Below are 25,446 nucleotides of genomic sequence, written 5' to 3'. Positions count from 1 at the left end.
ATTTTTGAGGACAGTCATTTGATCAACTTTACGGCATCCCGTCCTGCAAGATTTCGTAAAGCTGTATTTCTATGTTGTGATAAAGCGTTTTCAAAATATGCCATCTTCTTGATTAAACAGATAGTGGAAAAACATCCAATTGCTGATTTTGATATTTGCCTGTGCAGCGAGGAAGAACTCAATCTTCCAGATACATTAGCGCATTTGCCGATCAGGCTGTGTCGCATCAAAATGCCAGACATAGTCGTGAAAGCGCCGGGCAGTGACAGGATCAGTCCGGCATCATATTTGCGGTTGCTTCTCCCAACAGCATTTGCGTCTGACTACGATCGCATTTTGTATCTCGATGCCGACATTTTTCTTGCGGGTGGTGATCTGTCACGCTTGCTTGATGTTGAACTGCTGGCCGACCATCCAGTCGCTGCTGTTAGGACCAGCCACCAGCGCAATAAGATGCGCAGGCATATGCCCGAGTTCAAGCGCTTGCGCTTACCACCTGCCCCTTATTTCAATGCAGGAGTATTGCTGATTGATGTTCCCCGCTGGGAGCAGGCCAATACACTTACCCGCGCACTTAGGGTGATATCTGACCATCCCGACGCGTTGGACATGCATGACCAGTCTGTCTTAAACCTTGTCTTTCGCGGGCGCTGGTCAGAACTGTCTGTCGCATGGAATTGGATGTATTCGGGCCGCTTCAGCTATATGATCGAGGCGTGCGATCCGTTCCTGATCCACTTTGCAGGCCGTTTCAAACCCTGGAATACCCTTACGGGAGAGTTCCCACCCAAATACCCCAATGCCTACCGTGATTTTTTCCTGCAGCATTACCCCGAGGCTGCAGCCCGGATCCCTGTTCCAAAATCAATCTTTGCCGCATCGAAGTTTCATAAGAAATCACTGCTCAAACAGTGGTATGACTTCAACAGGTTCAAGCCGTATATGATGCGTTTTGATGATCCGTATTGTGTTATGGATCCGGATTCCTAGGGTCAGGACTCAAAACCCGAATATGACGGTTGCGGCGAGAGCGATTGCCGGCAGGAAGACCTCGGGGCAACGATCATAGCGGGTTAAAACGCGTCTCCAGTCTTTGAGTCTGCCGAACATGCGCTCGATGCAGTTCCGGCGTTTGTAGCGACGCTTGTCTTATCTGACGACCTTGTTGCATGACTTTCGACCTGGGATGCAGGGACGAGTTCCCCTGTCTTCTAAGGCTACCCGGAACCAATCTGCATCAGAGCCCCGATCCGCCAATAGCCATTCAGCATCTGGTAGACTGCTCGGCAAAGCCATTGCCCGGTATAATCGCTGACCTGGCCAGCGTGATAAAGAAGCGGATCAGGCGACCACTGGTGTCCGTGACAGCATGCAGCTTGGTGTTAGTGCCGCCCTTGGTCTGCCCAATCAGACGCCCACGCCCCCCTTTTTCAACCGCAGGCTTGAGGCTGCGCGGGGCGCTTTGAGGTAGGTCGCATCAATTGAGATTGTCTTTTTGTCTGAAGCCTCTGCGACCAATCCAGTCATGATCCGCGCAAATACTCCCATATCGCTCCATCACTTCCAGCGGTTGTACAACGTCTTGGGTGGGCCATAGTCTGCTGGCGGACCACACCAGCGTAAGCCATTGCGATTGATGAAGATAGTCCCGCTCAATACACGCCGATCATCAACGCGTTGTCGACCTCGGCTCTTGGCAAAGAACGGTCGGAGCTGCACCATTTGCGCTTCTGTCAGCCATTAAAGACTGCTCTTCCGTCCCCCAAATCGTTTGGGTTCGTGAATCATGACCTCAACTCAGCGGCAAGCCAATTAATGGGTCCTGAATTAGAGGTAAAGAACAGCGCCCCACATAGGGTTCCAGATGTGGCCGTTTTCACCCCATCACGTTTGCGCTTGTACGCCAAGTATGCGGGAAATATCTGCGAACTGCGCCCTTTGGGTCATGCTCATCAGATCTAGACCACCTTCACTGTCAGGTCGTCCAACCCCGCGATCGTGACCACCATGGTGTCGCCCTTTTCAACCGGACCGACGCCGGCAGGCGTGCCTGACATGATCACGTCACCTGCCGCGAGTGCAAAGTAGTCTGACAGATAGGAAATCATTTCCGGGACTTTCCAGATCATCTGGTTCAGATCACCAGTCTGGCGAACCTCACCATTGACGGCCAGGGCGATCGTACCGTGATCCAGATGGCCCACATCCGCAACTGACTGTAATGGACCTACAGGCGCAGAGCGTTCAAAGGCTTTACCAATCTCCCAAGGGCGCCCCATCTTCTTGGCAATGCCCTGCAGATCGCGCCGCGTCATATCGAGCGCGGGTGCATAGCCCCAGACATGCCCAAGCGCGTCTTCAACCGCGATATTGGTGCCGCCTGACTTGAGCGCGACCAGCAGTTCGACCTCGTGGTGCACGTCGTTCGTCTGGCTTGGGTAAGGAAACGTCCCGCTTGCATCAAGATTGTCGGGGTTCTTTTGAAAAAAGAATGGTGGATCACGATCGGGATCATGGCCCATTTCAACGGCATGGGCTGCGTAGTTGCGCCCGATGCAATAGACGCGGCGGACAGGAAAGGCCCCACCACCCGCGACAGGAATGGTGACAACGGGCGGGCTTGGGATAACAAAGTCGGTCACTTATTGCTCCAGATTGTTTGCGGGCCTGCGTTGTGATTGAGCCGCACATATATCGCTTAATCCTGCGCTATTTTGCCTGCGATGGAAATAGAACACCGCGCGGCAGCTGTGCATATCACGTGGTCCGGCTGCGCGCAGGCGAGAACCTGACAACCTCCTGGAATGCATCGCCGTCTCAAGGCGCACGCGACGGGGCTTTATCCTTGACCAAAGACCTGCCAGATTGCGCAGGTACAGGTGTATAGGGGAGGCTTCGCGATGAAATGGGCACGTGGAAAAACGGGTGACGGCACGGAACTTACAGGCGTGATCATGGATGACATGCTGCATCCGCGTGTGGCACTTGGATCGGAGCAGAGTGCAGGCGACCCGATTTCGCTGGCCGATGTCAGTTTGCTGGCGCCGGTAACCCCGGGCAAATTCATCGGGCTTTGGAACAACTTCAAGGCCGCCGCCGAGAAGGGCGGGATGGTGCACCCCGCGCATCCTTTGTATTTCTTGAAGGCCGATACGTCGCTGACCGGTCCGGGCGGCACTGTGGTTCTGCCGACATCCGCAGGCCGTGTGCTGTTCGAAGGGGAATTGGGCATCGTGATCGGCAAGACGTGCAAAGACGTCAGCATCGCAGACGCCGAAGACGCGATTTTGGGCTATACCTGCATCAATGACTTTACCTCGCTCGATATTCTGAACGCGGATCCGTCTTTTCCGCAGTGGACCCGCGCCAAGAGCTTTGACGGGTTCGGCGTGGTTGGCCCCGTGATCGAGACCGACATCGACTGGCGCGACTTGACGATCAAGGTACTCGTCGATGGCCGTGAGCGGCAGTCCTATCCGGCCGCCGACATGATCCTGCCGCCTGCACAGATTGTCAGCGCCCTATCACAAGATATGACGCTCAACCCCGGTGATGTGATTGCCTGCGGCACCTCGATCGGTGCGCGCCCCGTGAAACCCGGCATGGTGGTCGAAGTCGTGATCGAAGGGATCGGCACCGTCGGTGTGACGACCAGCGCCCCGGCGGACTAAGGGCACCCCTGCCCCGCCGAGGATGCCAGCGCGTGAATTCAGCTGCCTTGTGGTCCAAAATCACCCGCGGTGATTTCACCGTCACCGTCACGATCGACTTGCGCGACCCAGGCGGCGGACTGGGAGATGAATTCTTCCATTGAGACCGCGCCGTCTTGATTGGTGTCATTGAATGCAAGCGTCAGGCCAACTTGCATGCGGTCACCGCCTTTGCCGTGCCCGCCTGCATTCATTTCCATATCCGCAGCGCGTGTTTCGTCAAACATGACGTATTCTTCCGCGTCCAGCATGCCGTTCTGGTCATTGTCGAACATGTTGAACACCATTTCACGACGTTCTGTGATTTCCGCGACGCTCACAGCGCCGCTTGCATCGAGATCCCAATTGGCAATGAAATGGGATCCGGGCGTATCTTGGGCCAGAACAGCGCAGGGCGCGAGAGCAGCCACTGTAGCGATAGCAAGCAGGTGTTTCATATCTTTTCCTATATTTGAAATAGTGGTTTATGGACAGGCAATAGCTCAAACTATTTACAAATGCAATACTTTGAATGTATCTTTTATCTACCGCAACAGGAAGCACCATGAAACTGACCAGTTATACGAACTACGCGCTGCGCTCTCTCCAGCTTGCAGCACTGAAAGCGCCGGACCTTGTGCGCGTCGATGATGTTGCCAAAATTCACGGGCTTTCGCGCCCACATATTATGAAGGTCGTGCATGAGCTGGGCAAAGCAGACTATCTGGAAACCGTGCGCGGACGCGGCGGCGGCTTTCGTCTCTCCCGCCCGCCGGAAGAGATGATCGTCGGCGATATAGTGCGGATTACAGAAGGCCCGCTTGATGTCGTTGAATGTTTTAATCCCGAAAAGAATACCTGCCCGCTGATGGGCATCTGCGTATTATCCCGCAAAATGCAGGAGGCCACGGCGGCCTTTATGGCCGTGCTTGACGATCTGACAATCGCGGATATTTCCGCAAACCGCGGCCAACTGATGGAGCGGATCGCCCCGCTGGAAACACCCAGAACCGCGGCGGCAGCCCGATGACCGATACACAGGAATGGGTCGAACGGTTCCCCGGGCTTTCGCGGCTGGAACCCCATATCAAACAACTTTTGTTGTCGCGCAGCGCAATCATCGAGGTGCCCGGCGGGATCACGCTCTTTGGGCCCGGAAACTCGCCCGAGAATATGCTGTTCTTGTTGGACGGAACCGTCAGGGTCCAGCAGGTATCGGATACGGGGCATGAAATTGTGCTCTATCGCATCCATGCCGGCGAAAGTTGCGTTCTGACAACCGCCTGCCTGCTGGCTTATGAAAACTACGCGGCCGAAGGGATATCAGAAACTGCCGTGCAAGCCGCCGCGGTTCCGCGCGAAGTCTTCGATGATCTTGTGGCCCAGTCCAAATCGTTTCGGGATTTTGTTTTCGCGGCGTTTTCCAAACGCATCACAGACCTGTTTTTGATGATCGATGAAGTTGCCTTTCAGCGGATCGACGTCCGGCTTGCAGATAAATTGCTCAAACTCTGTGACGGGCAGGATGTCGTCGCAACAACACACCAAAAGCTTTCGGTCGAATTGGGGACAGCACGCGAAGTCATCTCGCGCCAGCTTCAGGAATTCCAGCGCCGCGGCTGGATCGAGCAGGCGCGCGGCAGCGTGACGATCCTTGACCGCGCGCACCTCGAAAGACTGGCCGACCATTCCGCGTAACTGATTTGCGTGCTTGGTGACAATATCACCGAAGTCTGCGCCGCTAAGGTCTATGAAGAATGTATCTTTCATAGGAGATAGCAAAATGACTAAGAATATTGGCACTATTGACCGCATTTTCCGCCTCGTGCTTGGCATCATCCTGCTTGCCGCGCCATTTGTCAGCGGCATGGCCGTGTTTCAGTCCAGCACCGCAACGATCATTTCCGTTGTTGTGGGCCTCGTAATGCTGGGCACATCAACACTGAAATTCTGCCCGCTTTACCGCATCTTTGGCATCCAGACCTGCAAGATCTGATTGCGCCGCACAGGCACGCCTCATCAAAACAAGGAACGCACATGACCTATCCCGTCGATATGTCCATTACACCCGAGGTGTCCGCCCATTTTGATGAGGCGACAAACACCATCACCTATATCGTCAAGGACCCTAACAGCGATCATTGCGCCATCATCGATAGCGTGATGGACATCGACTATGCTGCAGGCCGGATCACCTATGATGCGGCCGACGCGCTGATTAAGGAAATCACGGACCGCGGACTGGTCCTTGATTGGATCATCGAAACGCACGTCCATGCAGATCACCTGAGCGCGGCACCTTACCTGCAGCAAAAGCTTGGTGGCAAAATCGGTGTCGGCGAAAAGATCATGGTCGTCCAGGAAACCTTTGGGAAAGTCTTTAACGAGGGAACGGAGTTCCAGCGGGACGGGTCGCAGTTTGATGCGCTGTTCAAGGATGGCGACACCTATATGATCGGCACCATGCCTGCCTTTGCGATGTACACACCGGGACATACGCCCGCCTGTATGGTGCATGTTATAGGCAACGCAGCCTTCGCAGGCGATACGTTGTTCATGCCCGACGGCGGCTCGGCCCGCGCCGATTTCCCCGGGGGGGATGCAGGCGTGCTTTATGACAGTATCCAGAAGGTTCTGTCCCTGCCTGACGAGATGCGCCTCTTTATGTGCCACGACTACGGCCCCAACGGCCGGGCAATCGAGTGGGAAACCACCGTGGCAGAGCAGAAAGCCAACAACATCCACGTAGGCGGCGGCAAGACGCGCGATGAATTCATCAAGTTCCGCACCGCACGTGATGCTCAACTGGCCATGCCAAAGCTGATCATCCCGTCGCTGCAAGTGAACATGCGCGCCGGAGAAATCCCTGCCGACCAAGACGGCAACCCGATGCTGAAAGTACCGATCAACGCCCTTTGATCAGAGAGAGTTATTATGGATATCAAGCCACTGACCGCCGGTCTCTGTGTTAGCCCACAGATCATGCCCGACGATATGCAAGCCATCAAAGACGCGGGTTTTCGCGCCATTATCTGCAACCGCCCCGACGGCGAAGGCGCCGATCAGCCGACGTTCGAAGAAATTGCGACTGCGGCCAAGAAAGCAGGCCTTGAGGCGACCTATCTGCCGATTGTCGCCGGCAAGGTGACGGACGAAGACGCAAGCGCATTCGGCAAGGCACTGACCGAATTGCCCGGTCCGGTGCTAGCCTATTGTCGCACTGGCACGCGCTCGGCGACCCTGTGGTCGCTTGCGCAGGCGGGCCAGCGCAGCCTTGCTGATATCCTCGCGGCGACCAAGGCCGCAGGCTATGATATGGCGGGCGTCGTGCGCCGGATCGTCAACGGGGGCAAGACGCCCACCGACACTGGCGACGCCAGTTATGAAGTCGTCATCGTCGGTGCGGGCGCAGGCGGTATTGCGGCGGCAGCCAGCCTGAAAGCCCGTAAACCCGGCCTTGAAATCGCGATCATTGATCCGGCCGATATCCACTACTACCAGCCGGGCTGGACAATGGTGGGCGGTGGCGTATTCGACGCCGAAGAGACCGCGCGCACAATGGCGTCGCTGATCCCCAAGGGCGTACACTGGATCAAATCGGCCGTTGCCGCCTTTGAACCAGAGAACAATGCAGTCATCCTCGACGGGTGCCGCGTCGTGAAATACACCCGTCTGATCGTCTGCCCCGGTATCAAGCTGGACTGGAACAAGATCGAAGGTCTGGTTCAGACGCTGGGCCAGAACGGGGTGACCTCGAACTATCGCTATGACCTTGCGCCTTACACGTGGGAACTGGTGAACGGCATGAAAGAGGGCCGCGCGATCTTTACACAGCCCCCCATGCCCATCAAATGTGCCGGTGCGCCGCAAAAGGCCATGTATCTGTCAGGTGACGCGTGGCTGCGCCGCGGTGTCCTGAAAAACATTGATATCCAGTTCAACAACGCAGGTGGTGTGCTTTTCGGCGTCAAGGAATACGTCCCTGCCCTGATGGAATATGTCAAGAAATACGACGCGCATCTGAATTTCTTCCATAACCTTGTTGCGGTCGACGGTCCTGCCAAGAAAGCATGGTTTGACGTGGCCAAGCCCGACACGCCGGTGGAACGGGTCGAGATGGAGTTTGACATGATGCATGTCTGTCCGCCACAGACTGCACCTGATTTCATCCGTGTTTCGCCTCTGGCTGACGCGGCGGGCTGGGTTGATGTCGATCAATCCAATTTGCGCCACAAGACCTATGATAATATCTGGTCCTTGGGCGATGTGATGAACGCACCCAACGCCAAAACGATGGCCGCGGCACGTATTCAAGCCCCTGTTGTGGTCGAAAATATGGTGGCTGACATGGCGGGGAGATCTCCGGTGGCGCAATATAACGGCTACGGGTCCTGCCCGCTGACCGTCGAGCGCGGCAAGATCGTTCTGGCCGAGTTCGGCTATGGCGGGAAACTGTTGCCCAGCTTCCCCAAAGCGATCATTGACGGCACAAAGCCATCCCGTGCGGCATGGTTCCTGAAAGAAAAACTGCTGCCGCCGATCTATTGGAAAGGCATGCTCAAGGGTCGCGAATGGATGGCCAAGCCTGAAAAAGTGACCGTGAAATAGACAACAACGACCCCCGTACCATCCGATGCGGGGGCACCCGAACCGCCAGAGAAGACCATGAAAACCGATATGACGCGCTACCTGCCCATCCTGACTTGGGGCCGGACGTATAACCGCACTGCCCTGTCCAACGATCTTGTTGCCGCATTGATCGTGACGATTATGCTGATCCCGCAATCGCTGGCTTATGCGTTGCTTGCGGGGCTGCCGGCCGAGGCCGGCCTTTATGCGTCGATCGTGCCGATCATGCTTTATGCGGTCTTTGGCACCAGCCGTGCACTGGCGGTCGGGCCTGTGGCCGTTGTCTCCCTGATGACGGCTGCAGCACTGAGCAATATCGTTGAACAAGGCACGATGGGCTACGCTGTTGCCGCCTTGTCGCTTGCCGCACTTTCGGGCGCGATCCTTTTGGCGATGGGGCTGTTCCGCCTCGGTTTCATCGCGAATTTCCTGTCCCACCCGGTGATTGCGGGCTTTATCACCGCATCAGGCATCATCATTGCGGCCAGCCAGCTCAAGCACATTCTCGGGATCAGTGCCGAAGGCCATAACCTTCTGGAACTGGTCATCTCGCTGACAGAGCATCTGGGCGAGACCAACTGGATCACTGCGATCATCGGCATCCTTGCGACCGGATTCCTGTTCTGGGTGCGCAAGGGTCTGAAACCCTTGCTCAAGCGGTTTGGCATGTCGGACAGCCTGACCGGTGTCTTTGTGAAAACCGGCCCTGTGTTTGTTGTTGTCGCGACAACGGCGGCGGTCTGGGGCCTTGGGCTCGCGGACAAAGGTGTCAGCATCGTGGGTGAGGTTCCGCAAAGCCTGCCACCTCTGACGCTGCCGTCATTCTCGCCGGACCTGCTGTGGCAACTTTTGCTGCCGGCCTTCCTGATCTCGATCATCGGCTTTGTGGAATCGATTTCCGTCGCACAGACCCTTGCCGCCAAGAAACGCCAGCGTATTGATCCCGATCAGGAATTGATCGGTCTTGGTGCGGCCAATATCGGTGCCTCACTAACAGGTGGGTTTCCCGTCACGGGCGGATTTTCACGCTCTGTCGTGAACTTTGATGCGGGTGCCGAAACCCCCGCTGCCGGTGCCTTTACCGCAATCGGTCTGGCCATTGCCGCGCTTGCTCTGACGCCACTGATCTATTTTCTGCCCAAGGCAACCTTGGCTGCCACAATCATTGTGGCCGTGCTCAGTCTGGTGGATTTCTCGATCCTCAAACGCAGCTGGAACTACTCCAAGGCGGATTTTGCCGCCGTTCTGGCAACGATCCTGCTGACCCTTACCCTGGGTGTCGAGGCGGGTGTTTCCGCAGGCGTCGGGCTGTCGATCCTGTTGCATCTTTATAAATCCTCCAAGCCGCATATCGCAGAGGTCGGTCAAGTGCCCGGAACAGAGCACTTCCGCAATATCCTGCGCCACGATGTGATCACGGACCCGTCCATCGTCACCCTGCGCGTGGATGAGAGCCTGTATTTCGCCAACGCCCGCTATCTTGAAGACAAGATCCAGAACCGCGTCGCGAAAGACAAAGATATCCGTCACGTGATCCTGCAATGTGCAGCAATCAACGAGATTGACCTCAGTGCGCTTGAATCGCTTGAAGCCATCAATGAAAGGCTGAAAGAGATGGATGTGAAGCTGCATCTGTCCGAGGTCAAAGGCCCCGTGATGGACCGCTTAAAGCGGGAACACTTCCTGTCGGAAATGACCGGTCAGGTGTTCCTGTCCCAGTTTGAAGCCACCAAGGCCCTGCGTCCGGCATTGGCCACCTGATCAAGCTGATCCATCCGGCACGGACCGCGCGGCTGGTCAAACCCGTTGCTTGACGCGCGTACCTGTGCAAATCAGACAAAGGTGTTTGACGCATAACCGTCAAGCTAGGCGCGTCAGGAACTGAAAGAGCGGCAGTATCATGGGCTTGTTCGAGCGATATCTTTCCATCTGGATCGGGTTGGCGATGGTGGCGGGCATTGCCCTCGGCAGTGTCGCACCCGGCCTCGTCAATCTTGTTGCGGCGGCCGAGTTTGCCAGCGTCAACCTCGTCGTTGCCGTTCTGATCTGGGCCATGGTCTATCCCATGATGGTCGGGGTTGATCCGGCCAGTCTGAAAGATGTGCTCAAGCAACCCAAAGGCCTGGCTATCACGCTGGTGGTCAACTGGCTGATCAAACCGTTTTCAATGGCGGCCCTGGGCGTGCTGTTCTTTGAGGTGGTCTTTGCCGATCTCATCGCACCGGAGGATGCGCAGCAATATCTGGCGGGTCTGATCCTGCTGGGTGCCGCGCCCTGTACCGCGATGGTTTTTGTGTGGTCGCAACTGACCAAAGGCGACGAGAGCTACACGCTCTTGCAGGTCTCGGTCAACGATGTGGTAATGGTCTTTGCCTTCGCGCCTATCGTGGCTTTTCTGCTGGGTGTCACGGACATCATCGTGCCGTGGGAAACGCTTGTTTTATCGGTCGTCCTGTTTGTCGCTCTGCCGCTCGCCGCGGGTCTTTACACACGGGCGCGGCTCGGTTCTATGGCACGGATCGCGGCGTTTCAGGCACGCGTCAAACCTTGGTCAGTGATCGGATTGATCGTAACCGTTGTGATCCTCTTTGGCCTGCAAGGACAGGTTATTCTTGACCGCCCGCAGGTGATCGCGCTGATCGCGGTGCCGATCCTGCTGCAATCCTATGGCATTTTCGCGCTGGCCTATGCGGCGGCCTTTGCCTTGCGGGTGCCACACCGTATCGCAGCACCCTGTGCTTTGATCGGCACGTCGAACTTTTTCGAACTGGCCGTCGCCGTGGCGATCAGCCTGTTCGGGCTCAACTCTGGTGCGGCCTTGGCGACCGTGGTGGGGGTTCTGGTCGAAGTACCCGTGATGCTGTCGCTGGTGGCCTTCGCCAACCGGACGCGCGGCAGGTTCAGCGACAGATCGGCATAGCGCGGGCGACAACCGGCGGATCTATCATGCGTCCGGGTCGAATTGCTCGATCACATCCACCTGAATGTTGGTTTGTACGGGGCCAGTCCACTGGCTCGTGCGCCAGATGCGGCCCGTCCCGGCATCAAGATAATGGACGTTGTTGAAATTTTCTCCGGCCTGCGTCGTGCAGATCTCGACAACTTCCACGACCTGCCGCGTGGCCTCGGCCACCTCGATGGCAAGGCTGCGCCCCACCTGATTGCGGCAGGTCGCTGTGATCTGCGCAAATTCCGTGCCGCGCTGCGCGATATAATAGGTGCGTGTCACCTCGGCAGGCCATGCCCCTGCGCGCGTCTCTCGCACAAGCGGATCATCACTCTGTGTCGTCACCGCCTGCAAGTTGGTGCCTAACCCAAGGGTGGCATAGACCAACCCGCCCTCAAGCGTAATGCCACGGTTATCGTTCGCGTTATAGATGATCCGCCCGTCACGCATCTGGATCGCCACCCCGACCGACCCCAACCCGATTGTCGGACTTAACACCAGCACAGCCGCAAGATCGGCCTCTTCGATGGCGGCGCGATTGACACCTGGCACCCGCACTTCGACCTCGGGGTTGGGGTTCAGGATTGCATCACGCATCTGCCCCAAGGTTCCGATACAGCCCGAAAGCGAAGCAATCAGACCTGCGCAAACAACACCTTTGATCAATTCCAGAACTCCCCAAAGCCGTCTTCGATGCGTCTTTTGTCCGACGCGCGCAGTTCATCATAAAGCAGTCCGGTGCCGGACACGCGCGACCCGAAATCACCCGATTGGCCGCCCACAAACAGATTGGTCGCCCCGACACCGCCCTCAACCGACGTCCAGGACAACGGAATAGAGACCTCGGCGCCGAATTTCAGCGGTGCTGTTTCCTCTTCGCTCCATGTCGTCGATGCGGCGATCCGCCAACCGTTGCGGTAGTTGCGGCCAATGGTCAGGCCTACCGCGAAATCATCCGCCAGATGCTGGCCCGCGTCGAGGATGACGAAATTGCCGTTTGTGCCGACATTGGCATAAATGCTGCCAATCAGCGTCGAGGCATCCGCGTCTTCAAACCCGAACCAGCCCTCATAGGCGCGTTTTTGCACGTAGGTTGCCTCAAGCCCCAAGGCAAAGTTCTGTTCAGGGTCACGCCAGAGCACTTCACCGCTCACACCGCCATAGGCACGTTCAAAAAGCCCTGCAGAAACGCGGCTGTAAAGCTCTGGCGCGATCCGGAAACGGTGCCGGACCGACAGCGATTGCAGATAGACGATATCAGGTGCGTAGGACGTAAAGTCGGACCGCGGTTGCGGTTCGGCGGGCGGGTCTTCCTGCGTCCATTGGTTCAGGAAGCGGTAGCCAACGGATGCAGCGGCGAATGTCTGCGGTGAAAACGTATAGCGGGCGTTTGCGTTCAGCGTGCCGGTCAGCTCCAGCGTATCCGACGTAATGAAATCGGCGCGGAACGATGGCGCAATGCCATAGGTGAGGCGCGGCTCAAAACGATCCGCGATCAGTCCCTCGGGCCGATTGCGCGGGCTTGCCTCAAACGACGTGGCATCCCACGCCAGTTCTGCGGCATTGGGCGCACCAACCGCACGATCTAGCCCTGCCCTGTCCAGCACCACGACATTGCTGTCAAAGGCGCCTGTGTTCTGTGTCACACGGAATGTCGTGATGTTTGCAGGTGCGACTGCCGAAAGGATACGCGCAACCCGGCCGACTGTGCGCGCAAAGACAACATCCTTGTCGGAAGAGGCCGTCACATCAATCGTGTCGCCTTCCATCACAAAGCGGCTGATACGGATATCTTCTTTCTCGGCACGCTCGTTCAAAAGCGCCAAAACCTGCGCGGCGGTCGGTTGTGGCTGGCTGGCGCGCGCGGGCGTGTTCGGCACGTAAGGGTGCGGACCCCGCCCCATGTTTTCCTGCGCCAGTGACTGCGCGGGATTTGCTGCGAACTGCAATCGCAGGCCCGCGTTGCCTTGGTTGTTGACCAAGCCGGTGACGGTCAGCCCATCCAGAACCTCGTAAGACAGGCTGGCGGCGAAGGTCTCATCGGCCTCTGCACCTTCAATGCCACTGTATTCAGCCGCCGCCACGAGGCCTGCCACACCGGTATCCCAGACGATATTCGCGAAAGGCGCAGCATCGCCCTCAAACAGGTGATCCGTCCGGATGACCCCGTCATCCGTGCCGCGATCTTCCGGCACAGCCAGCGCGTAACGCCCCCACCCCATGCCGACAGAGGCCGAAAGCGTTCCAAATGTCTTGCTGGCAAGCACATATTCGCCCGACCCGCGATCATCGCTGCCGAAGCCCACGATCCCGACCGTCAGACCGGGCGTGTAGGTGCCTTCTTCCAAGAGCCGCACGCCAAAGCTCAGCTCGTTCCCGCTCGAACTGCCTGCATCGTCATCATAGGTCGGAAAACTGATCCCGATCTCAAGCCAATCGCTCGGCTGCAGTCCGAGAGACAACGCGCGGTAATCTTCGCGAAAATCAAAAAGAATAACGAAATCATCGGCAACGCCACTGGGCGCGCGGGGGGTATCAATGGCTTGCGACAGCCCGCCGATGCCTTCTGCCGCAGCGCCTGCGGCAAGCAGGGATGACAAAACCAACGAAAGGGCGATCCCGTGGGGTTTATGGCTCATGTGGTTCTTTCAACCCTTCGGTAACTGATCCGCAGCATTCAGGGCAACCTAGCCAAGGACCGAGGGCAATGTCGAGCCATTTGCCCGGATTGCGCGGAGGGCATGAAAAATATTGTCCCGCATTTACGTGAAATTAAGCCAGCCACCGTCATACGCATTCTGGGCAACAACCGCGACTTTGGCACTTTGAAAAGGAGTAGTCCCAGAATGACTGACGACACGGCAAGTTTTGAACTTCCCAAGATCATGAAGGTTGAGGATTGTGAAACATTGCATGGGTTTCTGGCCAGCGCCCAAAGCAAGCACATCGCGTTTGATTGTTCATCCGTCGAAAGACTAAGTGGTTTATCGGCGCAAATGCTGGTGATGGCGGCAAACGTCTGGCGCAGCCAGTCGCTTGACGTTACGTTTACCGGGCCTTCGGATGGCTTTGTACAGAGTGTCGCCATCCTCGGTCTGAATGATCTTCTTTTGCCACCACAGGTGGCCGCATGACCGCGCATATCCTTGCCATTGACGATTCGCGCACAATCCGTGCGCTGCTGACCGCGACGTTGGAGAAAGCGGGCTTTGCCGTGACCACGGCCGTAGACGGGGTGGACGGGGTTGAAAAATTCCAGAGTGCCAACGCCGATCTGGTGATTACCGATGTGAATATGCCGAACAAGGACGGCTTTGGTGTGATTGAAGATATCCGCCAGGGGGTCGTGAACCGCGCAGTACCAGTCCTTGTTCTGACAACAGAAAGCGGCGCCGCACTTAAGGAGCGTGCGCGCAAGGCTGGCGCCACAGGTTGGATTGTAAAGCCTTTCGACGATGATGCGCTGGTCTCCGTCATCAAGCGGCTGACAGGGACCTGAACCATGACAGATAGTGCAATTCTTGACGCCTTTTTCGAGGAATGTGAGGACCTTCTGGTCGCTTTGTCGGACGGCCTGGAAGACATGCGCGAAGGCAAGGCCGACAGTGAAACCGTGAATGCCGTGTTCCGCTCCGTCCACTCGATCAAAGGTGCGGCTGGTGCCTTCTCGCTCGAAGATCTGGTGAGCTTTGCACATATATTTGAGACGGTTCTGGATGAGGTGCGCGCTGGCAAGCTGAGCACCGATGATGCGCTCTTGCGGGTGCTGCAACGCGCCGGTGACATCCTTGCCGATCTGGTGGATGCCGCCCGTGACGGGCTTCCGGCCGATGCCGAGCAGGTGGATCCGGTGGTAAAGGAGCTGCAGTCTTTCTTGGGCGAAGACGGTCTGGTCGAAGAGGAATTCGTGTTCGAAGCCCTCACCTTGGGCTTTGACGATACCCCGATCACGGCAACGTATCAGGTGCAATTCCGGCCCGGTCGCGAATTTTATGCCACGGGCAACGATCCGGCGCTGATGATTGCAGCCTTGCAGGATTTGGGCCCCTGCACGGTGCGCATCCTTGGCGGGGATCTTCCACAGGATTTTGCCGATTTCCAATGGGACGAAGGCTATCTGACCTGGCAGATTGATGTGATGGATCAGCAAAGCGATTTGGCCATCAGAGAGGTCTTTCAATTCGTTGACGATCTCTGTGATCTGAATATCACCGAGCAATTTGATGATGAGACGGACGCCTTGGCGCAAGAAATCGCCCCTTTGGGCGTCCCCGCGTCCAATACCGAACAGCCCGCACCTGACGTCACGCAAGTGCCTGTCGCAGCCAGCGCCGATGTCGACGACACTCCGGTGAAGGCCGATAAACCTGCCAAGCGCCCGGCAAGCACCCTGCGCGTTGATCCCGAGCGCGTTGACCGCTTGATCAACGCAGTCGGTGAGTTGATTATCAATCAATCCGTGATTTCACAGCGGATCGACGAAGCGGGTCTGCCCAATAGTGCCGAACTGCACGGCGATCTTGACGACTACAAACTTCTGGCCCGCGAAATCCAGGAAGGGGTCATGGCCATACGCGCACAGCCTGTCAAACCGCTGTTTCAACGGATGTTGCGCATCGCACGGGAAGCGGCAGATGCCACCGGCAAGGAAGTCAACCTCGTGACGGAAGGCGATGCAACCGAGGTCGACAAGATTGTCGTTGAGCGGCTGGCTGATCCGCTGACCCACATGATCCGCAATGCGATTGATCACGGTATTGAGAAGCCGCAAGACCGGATCAGTACGGGAAAACCCGCAACCGGCACGCTGCGCCTGACAGCCAGCCAGCGTTCCGGCAGTATCGTGATCGAAATTATTGATGATGGGGCAGGCCTCAACCGCAAGCGCATCAAAGAGATTGCAATTAACAAGGGGCTGATATCCGCGGACATGCAGCTGACCGAGCAGGAGATTGACCACCTTTTGTTTGCGCCTGGGTTTTCCACGGCTGCCGAGGTGACCAATCTGTCAGGTCGCGGGGTTGGCATGGATGTGGTCAAGACAGCGATTACAGCCTTGGGCGGCCGTATTGCAATCAGCAGCATCACCGGCCAGGGAACCACATTCTCGATCACCCTACCACTCACGCTCGCCGTCATGGACGGGATGATCATCAATGTGGGCGGCCAGACAATGGTGGTGCCAATTTCCAGCATCCTCGAAACCATCCGTCCCACCAAGGCCGATCTTTCGCGGATTGGCCTGCATAGCCAGTTGCTCCGCATTCGGGGCGATTACGTTCCGATTATTGATCTGGCGGAACGGCTTGGGGTGCGACCGTCATCAGAAACCATGACTGATCGGGTTCTCTTGCTCATACAGACGGAATCCGTGACGCAATGTGCGCTGGCTGTCGATGATATTTTCGACCAGCGGCAGGTTGTCGTGAAGAGCATGCAAGGCAGCTACGGAGAAATCGCCGGCATTTCGGGGGCCACGATCCTGGGCGATGGCAAGATTGCCCTGATTATCGATCCCGACGCAATTGCCGCAGCCCCGACCACTGAACTGAAGTTGCAAATCCAAGCCCAAAGAGAGGTCGCACATGCAGCAACATGAAGATCCCAAAGCCGCGAAACAGATAGAGTTTGTGACACTGGTTGCAGGGGGGCAAAGCTTCTGCATTGAAATCACGCAAATTCGCGAAATCCGGCGTTGGACACCCGTCACCCTGCTGCCGCATTCGCCACCCTATGTTCTCGGTGTGATCAATTTGCGTGGTGCCGTCATTCCCATTTTGGACCTTGCCGCCAAGCTAGGCTTTCAGGCAATCGAGCCAACCGAACGCCATGTGATCATCATCATTTCGGTCGAAGAACGCATCGTCGGGCTTTTGGTAGAATCTGTCTCTGAAATCTTGGGGATCAGTTCCGACATGGTGCGCGAAACGCCCCGCACAGAAGAAGATGAATCCACCCGCGCGATCGACGGGATCATACCGACAGGGGACGACATGATCAAAATTCTTAGTCTAGAGGCACTCTTGCCCGCAAAGCTGGCGACGGCCGCATGATGGCGCACCTCCAGTCCTCTCCTGTAGAAACGTCGCATGAGTTCACATTTTCGGATCATGATTTTCAGATGATTTCTGAACTCGCGAACGCGCGCTACGGTCTTTTCTTGCAACCATCCAAGAAGGCGCTTGTTCACTCCCGCCTTGCAAAGCGTTTGCGGGCGCTCAACCTCTCCAGTTTTGAGGACTATTGCAGTCTCCTCAATAAAACAGAGGGCGATGCGGAGCGCCCGCATTTGCTATCGGCACTGACCACGAATGTGACGCATTTTTTCCGCGAGATTCATCACTTTGATTTTGTCAAAGATGTATTGATGCCGCAGTTGATCGAAAAGTTGCAGGCAGGCACTCCTGTGCGGCTTTGGTCTTCGGCCTGTTCAACCGGACAAGAGGCATATTCTCTTGCCGCGACACTTGTTGCCGCCACTCCTAAACTTTCCCAATATGATATCAAAATCCTTGCCACAGATATCGATCCACAGGTGGTGCAGACCGCCAAGCGCGCGGTCTATCCAACCGAGCAGATCGCGACGATCCCCCCCTTTTGGCGCGACCTGTTGACTGGCTCCACAGGACCGCAATCCGGTGAGTTCCGGATTGACCCAAACCTGCAAAGGCTCGTCTCATTTGGCGAACTCAATTTGGTTGCAGACTGGCCGATGAAGGGCAGATTCGACGTCATTTTTTGCCGAAACGCGGCCATATATTTCGATAAGGCCACGCAAGCACGCCTTTGGGGACGTTTCGCAGATGTGATGCTTGAAGGGGGGCATCTTATGATCGGTCACTCCGAGCGACTGAGCGGCCCTGCACAATCAGCATTCAAGAGCGTCGGTATCACAACCTACCAAAAACTGGCAGGGCCGCCCGCCTCTACGGGCACTAAGGACAAAGGAGACAGAAATTGAGCCTGAAAGACTCCTTGCGGGTAATGATCGTTGACGACATGGGCGTCAGCCGCGGCCTTCTGGTACAAGCGATCGAAGAGATGGGTATCTGGAAAAACCAGGCCGAGAACGACGGGCGCGCGGCCCTTCAAAAACTGATCGCAGATCCGGTGCACTTGGTCCTCTCTGACTACAATATGCCAGGCATGGACGGGCTGCAGCTACTGCAGGCGCTGCGCCAAAACAGATCAACAGCGCGGATCGGATTCATTCTGGTGACAGGCAATCCGACGCCCGATCTTGTCAGCAAGGGGAAAGCGCTTGGCTTGAACAACATCATAAGGAAACCGTTCACCACAGCGACTATGAAGCAATGTATTGAGAGCGTGGTGGGGCGATTATGAGCATCTTACCGCGTGATTGCCGGAATGCTGAGATCCCACTCCGCGAGGTCTTGCAGAAAACGGGGATCGGTCTGACGCAGTTGAGCGAGAAAATCCTTGATCTGGAGCACGCAATCTGGGGAGCGCAAACCGCACTTGATGCCCCCCTGGAGCACGGCAACGCATTGCAGACACTCGATTTATTGAAACAGGCAACAGATGATCTGGCGGGTCTACTCGACCGATTGGGAAATGCTGTCCCATATTCCCTCGGAGTAAGCGAGATTGATGTCATTGCCCCTATGAAACTCGAGGCGTTGCGCCGGATTGTAAGCTCCAGCAGCAATGTACTGCAAACCTCCGACCAAGGCACGCAACAAGAGGAGGTGGAATTATTTTGATGACTTCGCATTTGCGCCGAACCCGCTCTTTCAAGGACTGTCAGCTTTCGTCTCTTCGCATTCAGTACCAAACAAGACGTTTACACCATCCGGCATCCAGCTTCTCACGGTGCGCAGAAGGCAACCTGACCTAACCCGTCGAAACGACGACCGATCATCTATTCCGGACCACAAATGAAATTTCTGATTACACATCAATCTCAGCTTTCCCTGGCACGTGTCCGGCGTGCGATAACGGCTGTGCTTCCGCAAGCGCAGCTACTGACGGCCACATCTCTGACCGATGCATATAATTTGTCAGAACACCATGAACCGCACTGCGTCCTCATCTCCGAAACGCTCGCCAACCTTCCTGAATGCGAGCTTCTCTTTTCACTTCTTGGCATCCTCAAACTTACCTGTGTCGTCTTGACTGAAGGAAAAACCGGAGCTGATGTTCATTCCCTTCCCCCCGCGACGCCAAAAGTACCGGAAACGGAACTGGAATTGCACATCGGCCAGATCGTGCAGGCAGCAGGCCGAACCGTTCCCGCAACAAAGCTTGACCCGAAAAGAGAAGGCAGCGTCGCCGACTATGATCCCAACAAGCTTATCCTTATCGGGGCGTCCACCGGCGGGATTGATGCGTTAATCACAATCGCCCAGCATTTTGCAGAGGACTGCCCGCCGGTTCTGATTGTACAGCACACCGGAGGCAGCTTTGCCAGAAGCCTGATCCGTCTGTTGAATAGTGCATGCCGTGCCACGGTAACGCCTGCCGAGGAAGGGGCCGCCGCCAGAACGGGGCATATCTATCTGGCCCCTGATGATCGATATCACCTCACGCTTGCCCAGCGCAGGAGACCGTATATTCATCTACAGTCCGGCGGTTTGATATCCGGGCATCGGCCTTCGATTGACGCGCTGTTTATGTCGGCCGTGCCGATGGCCGCGAATGTCACTGCCGCCCTTCTCACAGGGATGGGCAAAGATGGTGCTGCCGGACTGACCGAATTGCGCAGGGCCGGCGCGCAGACGATCGGACAAGACCAGCATACCAGCGTTGTCTACGGGATGCCGCGCGTCGCCATGGAAATGGGTGGCGTGGGTCAGCAACTCCCGCTTGGTGCAATCGGGCCGGCGCTGCTGGCGGCATCTACGACAAAGGTGCGCGCATGAATTCCACGCAAAAGCTGATCACGATCATTCAGGGCGATTATGCTGTCTCAAGCGATCCGACTGTTGTGATGTCAACGGTGCTGGGGTCCTGTGTCGCGGTTTGTCTCTATGACGCACGGGCGGGTGTGGGTGGCATGAACCACTTTCTGTTGGCCGGAACGGGTGCTGCGCGCGGGGCTGATCTGCGCTACGGTGTCAATGCGATGGAGCTCTTGATCAATGAGATGCTCCGTGCCGGTGCAGACCGTCATAAGCTTGCAGCGAAACTCTTTGGTGGCGCGCGCATGACAGAGCATTCCCGCGACATCGGTCAATCCAACGCGCGGTTTGCGTCTGATTTCCTGACACAAGAGGGTATCCCCTGCCTGTCCCAGAGCCTTGGCGGTGATCAGGCGCGCCGCGTGCAATTTACACCGACCACCGGTGCCGCACGCCAGTTGCAAATTGCAGGTGTCACGCCCGAGATCATTCCCGAAAAGCCGGCGGCACCGCCTCCGCCGGACATTACGCTCTTCTAGTCTCAGACAGATTTTTCATCGATCGCCTGAAGGCGCTTGAGCAAGGATGACGTGTCCCAACGCCCCCCACCAAGTTTTTGCACGTCTTTGTAAAACTGGTCGACCAGCGCTGTCACCGGCAGGCTCGCCCCGTTTTCGTCAGCGGCATCAAGGCAGATTCCCAGATCCTTGCGCATCCAATCCACCGCGAACCCGTGATCCCACTTATCGCCCAGCATCGTTTGATAGCGGTTCGACATCTGCCAGCTCCCTGCGGCACCCTGGCTGATGACTTCAACGACGGCTTCACCATCAAGGCCTGCCTTTTGCGCAAAATGAAGCGCCTCGGACAAACCCTGCACCAGCCCTGCAATCGCGATCTGGTTGCACATTTTGGTCATTTGCCCGGCACCGCTATCGCCAATGCGACGGCAGAGCTTGGCATAGGCAGCGATGACAGCCTCGGCGCGGGCGTAGCTCTCTTCCGCGCCGCCACACATGACCGAAAGCGCGCCGTTTTCGGCCCCGGCCTGTCCGCCCGATACGGGTGCATCGACAAAGGCGATGCCTTTTTTTGCCGCCAGATCATGCAACTCGCGCGTGACTGCCGCAGAAACCGTCGTGTGATCGACAAAAATCGCGCCCTCCGGCATCGCCGCAAAGGCCCCGTCCTCGCCCAAACATACCGAGCGCAGGTCATCATCGTTGCCCACGCAGGCCATGACCAAAGCGGCCCCTTCTGCTGCCCCGCGCGGCGTTTCAGCCATTGCGCCACCGTGCTGTGCCACCCATTTTTCTGCCTTGGCCGTTGTGCGGTTATATACCGTCACATCGTGACCCGCCGCCTGAAGGTGGCCAGCCATAGGATACCCCATGACCCCGAGGCCCAAAAACGCAAGTTTCGTCATCACAGTTGTCCTTATATTTCGTCTGCTTTGAGCAATACTTAGCCCACCAGCTCCCAAGGTATAGTGTAAGCGTTCAGTGCTTTGCCGATTTCTGCATCCGACGCATTGCCGGTCTTGACGATATGGGCAACCAAGCCGCGCTTTTTATCTTCGCTGACGTCATGGACCTCCGCACCAACATCTTTCAACGCTGCATTGAAGACGCGGGTGATCGCCAATCTGCGCAGATCCGGCTTAAAGATTTTCCCAACCGCCGTTTTGGGCAACTCATCCAATATTCCCAGATACTTGGGATGCGCTGCACGTTCATGCACATGTTCCTTGGCATAGGCCATCAGCTCTTCTTCCGTCACCTCTGCCCCATCGACAAGTTCGACATAAACGCAAGGCACTTCACCTGCGTGTTCATCGGGCTGACCAATGGCACCGGCAAAGGCCACGGCCTCATGCCCTGCCAGGGCTTCTTCGATCTCGGCGGGGTCGATGTTGTGACCCCCACGGATGATCAGGTCTTTGGCGCGCCCCGTGATCCACAGATAGCCATCGCTGTCAAACCGTCCCAAGTCACCTGTCCGCAGATATTGCTGGTCGGACTTTTCGCCGGGATAGAAGAGGTTCTTGTTCTTGTCGGCGTCCGTATAGGTCTGGCCGTCAAAGACACCGGGGTTGGAAACGCAGATTTCGCCGATTTCATCCACGTCGCGGATTTCGCCATCGGCGGGATTGACGATTTTGATGTCCGTGTAGGGGAAAGGCAAACCGATGGAGCCGACGCGCTTTTCACCAGCGGGTGGATTGATCGAGACAAGACATGTTGCCTCGGTCAGCCCGTAGCCTTCGCAGATCGTGACACCTGCGGCCTTTTCAAAGCGGCGGTAAAGCTCGAGCGGCAGCGGCGCCGAGCCGCAAAAGGCCAGGCGTAGTGTGGAAATATCCGCGTCGACCTTGCGCTGCATCAGTGCGGACATGGCTGTGGGCACGGTGATCATAAAAGTCACTTTGTGCCTTTCGATCAGCTTCCAGAAGTTATCGAACACGCCCTCACCACGATACCCCTGCGGCGTCGGGAATACGATATGCGCCCCCGACCCCAGCGAAGCGCCCAAGGACACGATGGTTGCAAAAACATGGAACAACGGAAGCGGGCAGATTTGTACGTCCTCTTCGGTGAAGAGCAAACGATCACCGAGCCATGCGTTGTAGATGATACCGGAGTAACGGTGCTGCACGACCTTGGGCATGCCCGTCGTGCCACCGGTGTGGAAATAGGCGGCGACCCTGTCGACCTTGCTGTCCTCGAAGTTCAGCGTTTTGGGCAGTTTGTTCATCTCGGCGTTGAAATCAAGTACTGTGGCTTTGTGGGCCACCGGATTCTTGGGCCGGATCAGCGGCACGATCAGACGTTTCAATCCTGTCAGATAACGGTGCAGATCGACTTCCAGCACATGGGTGACATTGGGTGCTAACCGCACGGCCTCGGCGGCCTTTTGCGCAACATCCGTTTTCGGAAAGGCCTTGAGTGTGACCAGTACTTTGGCCTTGGTTTCACGCAGGATGGCCGCGATTTGTTCCGCGTCAAGCAGCGGGTTGATCGGGTTCACGATCCCTGCCACCTGCCCGCCCAGATATGTCAGAACGGTCTCGGTGGCATTGGGCATCAGGTAGGCCACGACATCATCTTCGCCGACACCCAGACTGCGGAACATGTTGGCGGCTTGTGCCGTCTTGTCGCGCAGGGTGTTCCAGTCAAGCGTTTCGCATTTCGCATCGGGGTCAGAGAACAGGCTGAAGGTGACGGCCTTTCTTGAACCATGTTTTGCGGCAGTCCGGTTGAGCAGTTCAAAGGTGGTTGTGGCCTTATCGCGGGCCTCCCACGGCTTTTCGTTTTCGATGGCGTCCCGATCAGCGACAGTTGCAAAAGCCATGTCGTCTCCTCCCTGTTTTCTTTTCACGCAGCACGACGCTGCCTCCCTGAGCAGACAGGGTGGTGAAAAACAAAAACAATCACAAGTCTGACGCTACGAAAAACGCAGCTATTCCGCCGCGACACCTTCTGTGAACTGCAGCCGCGCCAGCCGCGCATAAAGCCCGCCTTGGGCGACAAGCGCGTCATGTGTGCCTTGGGCCGCGATTTTGCCGTCTTCCAGAACGATGATGCGGTCAGCCTTTTTGACGGTGGCCAGCCTGTGCGCGACAATCAATGTCGTGCGGGTCCGCGCCAGTTCCTCGACCGCGCGCTGCACAGCATATTCGCTTTCGGCATCCAGCGCGCTCGTGGCCTCGTCCAAGAGCAGGATCGGCGCATCGCGCAGAATGGCGCGCGCAATCGCGATCCGCTGTTTTTGCCCACCCGAAAGCATCACGCCGCGTTCGCCGACGTAGCTTTCGAAACCGTCAGGCAGGGCTTTGAGAAAATCATAGGCGGCGGCAGCCTTTGCGGCCTCTTCGACCTCGGCGTCGGTCGCAGTGGGCCTGCCGAAGCGGATATTTTCGCGCGCCGTATCGGCAAAGATCACAGGATCTTGCGGGACAAGCGCGATGTGCTGGCGGAACTCGGAGCGCATCAGATCACGCAGATCCATGCCGTCGATTTTGACCGCACCGGACTGCGGATCATAGAACCGCTGTACCATCTGGATGATCGTGCTTTTGCCCGCTCCGGACGGGCCGACAAGTGCGACGGTCTCACCTGCTTTGATCTCAAGATTGATGCCATCAAGGGCAGAGACCTGCGGCCGCGAAGGATAATGGAACTGCACGTTCTCGAATTGCAGCGTGCCTTTGACGGGCTGGGGCAATGTCTTGGGCTCTGCAGGATCCTGCACGGTATCTTCGGCGGTCAGAAGCTCGACCAGACGTTCCGTCGCACCTGCGGCGCGTTGCAATTCACCCCAGACCTCGGACAAGGCCGCGACAGCGCCGCCGACCATGATGGTGTAGATCATGAACTGCACCAACCCGCCTTCGGTGATTTCGCCAGCGACTACGTCTTGTGAACCCATCTGCAAAAACAGCACGATCGCGGCGAAGACCATGAAGATCACAATGGCCGTCAGCGCCGCACGCGTCATGATCCGGCGGCGGGCGGAACGATAGCTTTGTTCCGTCACTTCGTCGAATTTGGCGCGGCTGAGTTCTTCGTGTGTAAAGGCCTGAACGGTTTGTGCAGACAAGAGCTGTTCGGACGCATCGCCACTCGATTCAGCAATCAGGTCCTGGTTTTCCTTGGACAGGCTGCGCACACGGCGACCGAGAAACAGGATCGGGAACAGGACCACGGGGATCGGCCAAAGGACCATCACGCTCATCTTGACCGAAGTCAGCAGCATCAGGATGACGCCACCAATGAAGATCAGGATGTTGCGCAATGCGATCGAAACCGAGCTACCAATGACCGAAAGGATCAATGTCGTATCTGTAGTAATGCGGCTAAGCACCTCACCTGTCATGATTTTTTCGTAAAACGCAGGGCTCATGCTGATCATACGGTTGAACACGGCCTTGCGGATATCGGCCACAACCCGTTCACCTAGCCTGGTGACTAAGTAATAGCGCAGCGCTGTCCCGAAGGCGAGCAGCACCGCGATGATGAGCATCGTCACAAAGTGCTGGCTAATCTCGCCGCTGGCCAAACCGAAGGTATCGACAACCTGCCCCGCCGCAATTGGCAAGCTCAGCGCGACCATGGCCGTAAAGACAAGCGCAAAGCCCGCCGCGATCATGTTGAAGCGGTAGGTTCTCATGAAAGGCCAAAGCGCTTTCAGCGCGCTGACACGCTTGCCGACGGGCCGATCTTCGGCGGTGGGTTTTTGGGTTTCAGCCATGCACTGTCCTCATGTTCTGGGGATGACATAAAACTGAACCAACTGTTTCACAAGGCAACCCTGTGTATCT

At 56.9% G+C, this 25,446-nt stretch carries 25 protein-coding genes and 1 pseudogene; 18 read left to right on the top strand and 8 right to left on the bottom strand.

The features are described from left to right. Window positions 1-18 precede the first annotated feature (18 nt). On the top strand, window positions 19-990 hold the full coding sequence (locus C7964_RS13625; protein ID WP_181417178.1) for a glycosyltransferase family 8 protein: 972 nt from the start codon (window positions 19-21) through the stop codon (window positions 988-990). Window positions 991-999: 9 nt separating this feature from the next. On the opposite strand, the pseudogene C7964_RS13620 reads toward C7964_RS13625, so the two are convergent. Then, window positions 1,000-1,737 (bottom strand): annotated as a pseudogene (locus C7964_RS13620) (IS5 family transposase). Between the two features lie 221 nt (window positions 1,738-1,958). After that, the gene (locus C7964_RS13615) at window positions 1,959-2,642 is read right to left on the bottom strand and encodes a fumarylacetoacetate hydrolase family protein (protein ID WP_110280165.1); all 684 of its coding nucleotides are present in this window, start codon (window positions 2,640-2,642) and stop codon (window positions 1,959-1,961) included. A 258-nt stretch (window positions 2,643-2,900) separates the two neighbouring features. Here C7964_RS13615 and C7964_RS13610 point away from each other — a divergent pair, with 258 nt between their 5' ends. Beyond that, window positions 2,901-3,671, top strand: a complete 771-nt coding sequence (locus C7964_RS13610; RefSeq protein ID WP_110280164.1) for a fumarylacetoacetate hydrolase family protein — start codon at window positions 2,901-2,903, stop codon at window positions 3,669-3,671. A 38-nt stretch (window positions 3,672-3,709) separates the two neighbouring features. On the opposite strand, the gene C7964_RS13605 is transcribed toward C7964_RS13610, so the two are convergent. Continuing rightward, window positions 3,710-4,147: an EF-hand domain-containing protein gene (locus C7964_RS13605; protein WP_110280163.1), complete on the bottom strand. Its 438-nt coding sequence runs from the start codon at window positions 4,145-4,147 to the stop codon at window positions 3,710-3,712. 107 nt (window positions 4,148-4,254) lie between these two features. Here C7964_RS13605 and C7964_RS13600 point away from each other — a divergent pair, with 107 nt between their 5' ends. The 7 genes from C7964_RS13600 to arsB all read left to right on the top strand — a co-directional run bounded on the left by C7964_RS13600 (window position 4,255) and on the right by arsB (window position 11,238). Continuing rightward, the gene (locus C7964_RS13600) at window positions 4,255-4,719 is read left to right on the top strand and encodes an RrF2 family transcriptional regulator (RefSeq protein WP_110280162.1); all 465 of its coding nucleotides are present in this window, start codon (window positions 4,255-4,257) and stop codon (window positions 4,717-4,719) included. Continuing rightward, window positions 4,716-5,387, top strand: coding sequence for a Crp/Fnr family transcriptional regulator (locus C7964_RS13595; protein WP_110280161.1), 672 nt, complete (start codon window positions 4,716-4,718; stop codon window positions 5,385-5,387). The genes C7964_RS13600 and C7964_RS13595 overlap by 4 nt, the downstream gene beginning before the upstream one ends. 85 nt (window positions 5,388-5,472) lie before the next feature. Further along, a complete protein-coding gene (locus C7964_RS13590) occupies window positions 5,473-5,685 on the top strand; it encodes a YgaP family membrane protein (protein ID WP_110280160.1) in 213 nt (70 codons plus the stop codon). Between the two features lie 41 nt (window positions 5,686-5,726). Continuing rightward, a complete protein-coding gene (locus C7964_RS13585) occupies window positions 5,727-6,608 on the top strand; it encodes an MBL fold metallo-hydrolase (protein WP_110280159.1) in 882 nt (293 codons plus the stop codon). A 15-nt stretch (window positions 6,609-6,623) separates the two neighbouring features. Then, window positions 6,624-8,297, top strand: a complete 1,674-nt coding sequence (locus C7964_RS13580) for a bifunctional protein tyrosine phosphatase family protein/NAD(P)/FAD-dependent oxidoreductase (protein ID WP_110280158.1) — start codon at window positions 6,624-6,626, stop codon at window positions 8,295-8,297. 57 nt (window positions 8,298-8,354) lie between these two features. Then, window positions 8,355-10,079 (top strand): SulP family inorganic anion transporter, encoded by a 1,725-nt coding sequence (locus C7964_RS13575; RefSeq protein ID WP_110280157.1) that lies wholly within the window; start codon window positions 8,355-8,357, stop codon window positions 10,077-10,079. Between the two features lie 139 nt (window positions 10,080-10,218). Then, window positions 10,219-11,238 (top strand): ACR3 family arsenite efflux transporter, encoded by a 1,020-nt coding sequence (gene arsB, locus C7964_RS13570; RefSeq protein WP_110280156.1) that lies wholly within the window; start codon window positions 10,219-10,221, stop codon window positions 11,236-11,238. 24 nt (window positions 11,239-11,262) lie between these two features. Here arsB and C7964_RS13565 read toward each other — a convergent pair whose 3' ends face one another. Both C7964_RS13565 and C7964_RS13560 read right to left on the bottom strand, forming a co-directional pair. Continuing rightward, window positions 11,263-11,931 (bottom strand): YjbF family lipoprotein, encoded by a 669-nt coding sequence (locus tag C7964_RS13565; protein WP_110280155.1) that lies wholly within the window; start codon window positions 11,929-11,931, stop codon window positions 11,263-11,265. Beyond that, window positions 11,928-13,904: a YjbH domain-containing protein gene (locus C7964_RS13560; RefSeq protein WP_110280154.1), complete on the bottom strand. Its 1,977-nt coding sequence runs from the start codon at window positions 13,902-13,904 to the stop codon at window positions 11,928-11,930. The genes C7964_RS13565 and C7964_RS13560 overlap by 4 nt, the downstream gene beginning before the upstream one ends. 102 nt (window positions 13,905-14,006) lie before the next feature. On the opposite strand from C7964_RS13560, the gene C7964_RS13555 reads away from it, so the two are divergent. The 9 genes from C7964_RS13555 (at window position 14,007) to C7964_RS13515 (ending at window position 20,665) form a co-directional block, all read left to right on the top strand. Then, window positions 14,007-14,399, top strand: coding sequence for an STAS domain-containing protein (locus C7964_RS13555; RefSeq protein WP_110280153.1), 393 nt, complete (start codon window positions 14,007-14,009; stop codon window positions 14,397-14,399). Beyond that, on the top strand, window positions 14,396-14,764 hold the full coding sequence (locus C7964_RS13550; RefSeq protein ID WP_110280152.1) for a response regulator: 369 nt from the start codon (window positions 14,396-14,398) through the stop codon (window positions 14,762-14,764). Before C7964_RS13555 ends, C7964_RS13550 begins: the two co-directional genes overlap by 4 nt. A 3-nt stretch (window positions 14,765-14,767) precedes the next feature. After that, the gene (locus C7964_RS13545; RefSeq protein ID WP_110280151.1) at window positions 14,768-16,864 is read left to right on the top strand and encodes a chemotaxis protein CheA; all 2,097 of its coding nucleotides are present in this window, start codon (window positions 14,768-14,770) and stop codon (window positions 16,862-16,864) included. Continuing rightward, window positions 16,851-17,318, top strand: a complete 468-nt coding sequence (locus C7964_RS13540; protein ID WP_110280150.1) for a chemotaxis protein CheW — start codon at window positions 16,851-16,853, stop codon at window positions 17,316-17,318. Before C7964_RS13545 ends, C7964_RS13540 begins: the two co-directional genes overlap by 14 nt. After that, the gene (locus tag C7964_RS13535) at window positions 17,315-18,226 is read left to right on the top strand and encodes a CheR family methyltransferase (protein ID WP_220000175.1); all 912 of its coding nucleotides are present in this window, start codon (window positions 17,315-17,317) and stop codon (window positions 18,224-18,226) included. The genes C7964_RS13540 and C7964_RS13535 overlap by 4 nt, the downstream gene beginning before the upstream one ends. Further along, complete coding sequence (locus tag C7964_RS13530) at window positions 18,223-18,609, top strand: response regulator (RefSeq protein WP_110280149.1); 387 nt, start codon at window positions 18,223-18,225, stop codon at window positions 18,607-18,609. The genes C7964_RS13535 and C7964_RS13530 overlap by 4 nt, the downstream gene beginning before the upstream one ends. Next, window positions 18,606-18,989: a DUF8776 family protein gene (locus tag C7964_RS13525; RefSeq protein WP_110280148.1), complete on the top strand. Its 384-nt coding sequence runs from the start codon at window positions 18,606-18,608 to the stop codon at window positions 18,987-18,989. The genes C7964_RS13530 and C7964_RS13525 overlap by 4 nt, the downstream gene beginning before the upstream one ends. 174 nt (window positions 18,990-19,163) lie before the next feature. Continuing rightward, the gene (locus tag C7964_RS13520; protein WP_110280147.1) at window positions 19,164-20,147 is read left to right on the top strand and encodes a CheB methylesterase domain-containing protein; all 984 of its coding nucleotides are present in this window, start codon (window positions 19,164-19,166) and stop codon (window positions 20,145-20,147) included. Next, window positions 20,144-20,665: a chemotaxis protein CheD gene (locus C7964_RS13515; RefSeq protein WP_181417177.1), complete on the top strand. Its 522-nt coding sequence runs from the start codon at window positions 20,144-20,146 to the stop codon at window positions 20,663-20,665. Before C7964_RS13520 ends, C7964_RS13515 begins: the two co-directional genes overlap by 4 nt. A gap of 2 nt (window positions 20,666-20,667) precedes the next feature. On the opposite strand, the gene C7964_RS13510 is transcribed toward C7964_RS13515, so the two are convergent. From C7964_RS13510 to C7964_RS13500, 3 genes are all read right to left on the bottom strand, one after another. Further along, window positions 20,668-21,552, bottom strand: coding sequence for an NAD(P)-dependent oxidoreductase (locus C7964_RS13510; RefSeq protein ID WP_110280146.1), 885 nt, complete (start codon window positions 21,550-21,552; stop codon window positions 20,668-20,670). 38 nt (window positions 21,553-21,590) lie between these two features. Continuing rightward, window positions 21,591-23,477: an acyl-CoA synthetase gene (locus C7964_RS13505; protein WP_110280145.1), complete on the bottom strand. Its 1,887-nt coding sequence runs from the start codon at window positions 23,475-23,477 to the stop codon at window positions 21,591-21,593. A 108-nt stretch (window positions 23,478-23,585) separates the two neighbouring features. Further along, the gene (locus C7964_RS13500) at window positions 23,586-25,376 is read right to left on the bottom strand and encodes an ABC transporter transmembrane domain-containing protein (RefSeq protein ID WP_110280144.1); all 1,791 of its coding nucleotides are present in this window, start codon (window positions 25,374-25,376) and stop codon (window positions 23,586-23,588) included. Window positions 25,377-25,446: the final 70 nt, after the last annotated feature.

It is taken from the genome of Loktanella sp. PT4BL, assembly GCF_003201935.1.
In the GTDB taxonomy this organism is placed as follows: Bacteria; Pseudomonadota; Alphaproteobacteria; order Rhodobacterales; family Rhodobacteraceae; genus Yoonia.
The sequence above is the reverse complement of the archived record's forward strand: the minus strand, read 5'-3'. Positions and strand labels throughout refer to the sequence as shown.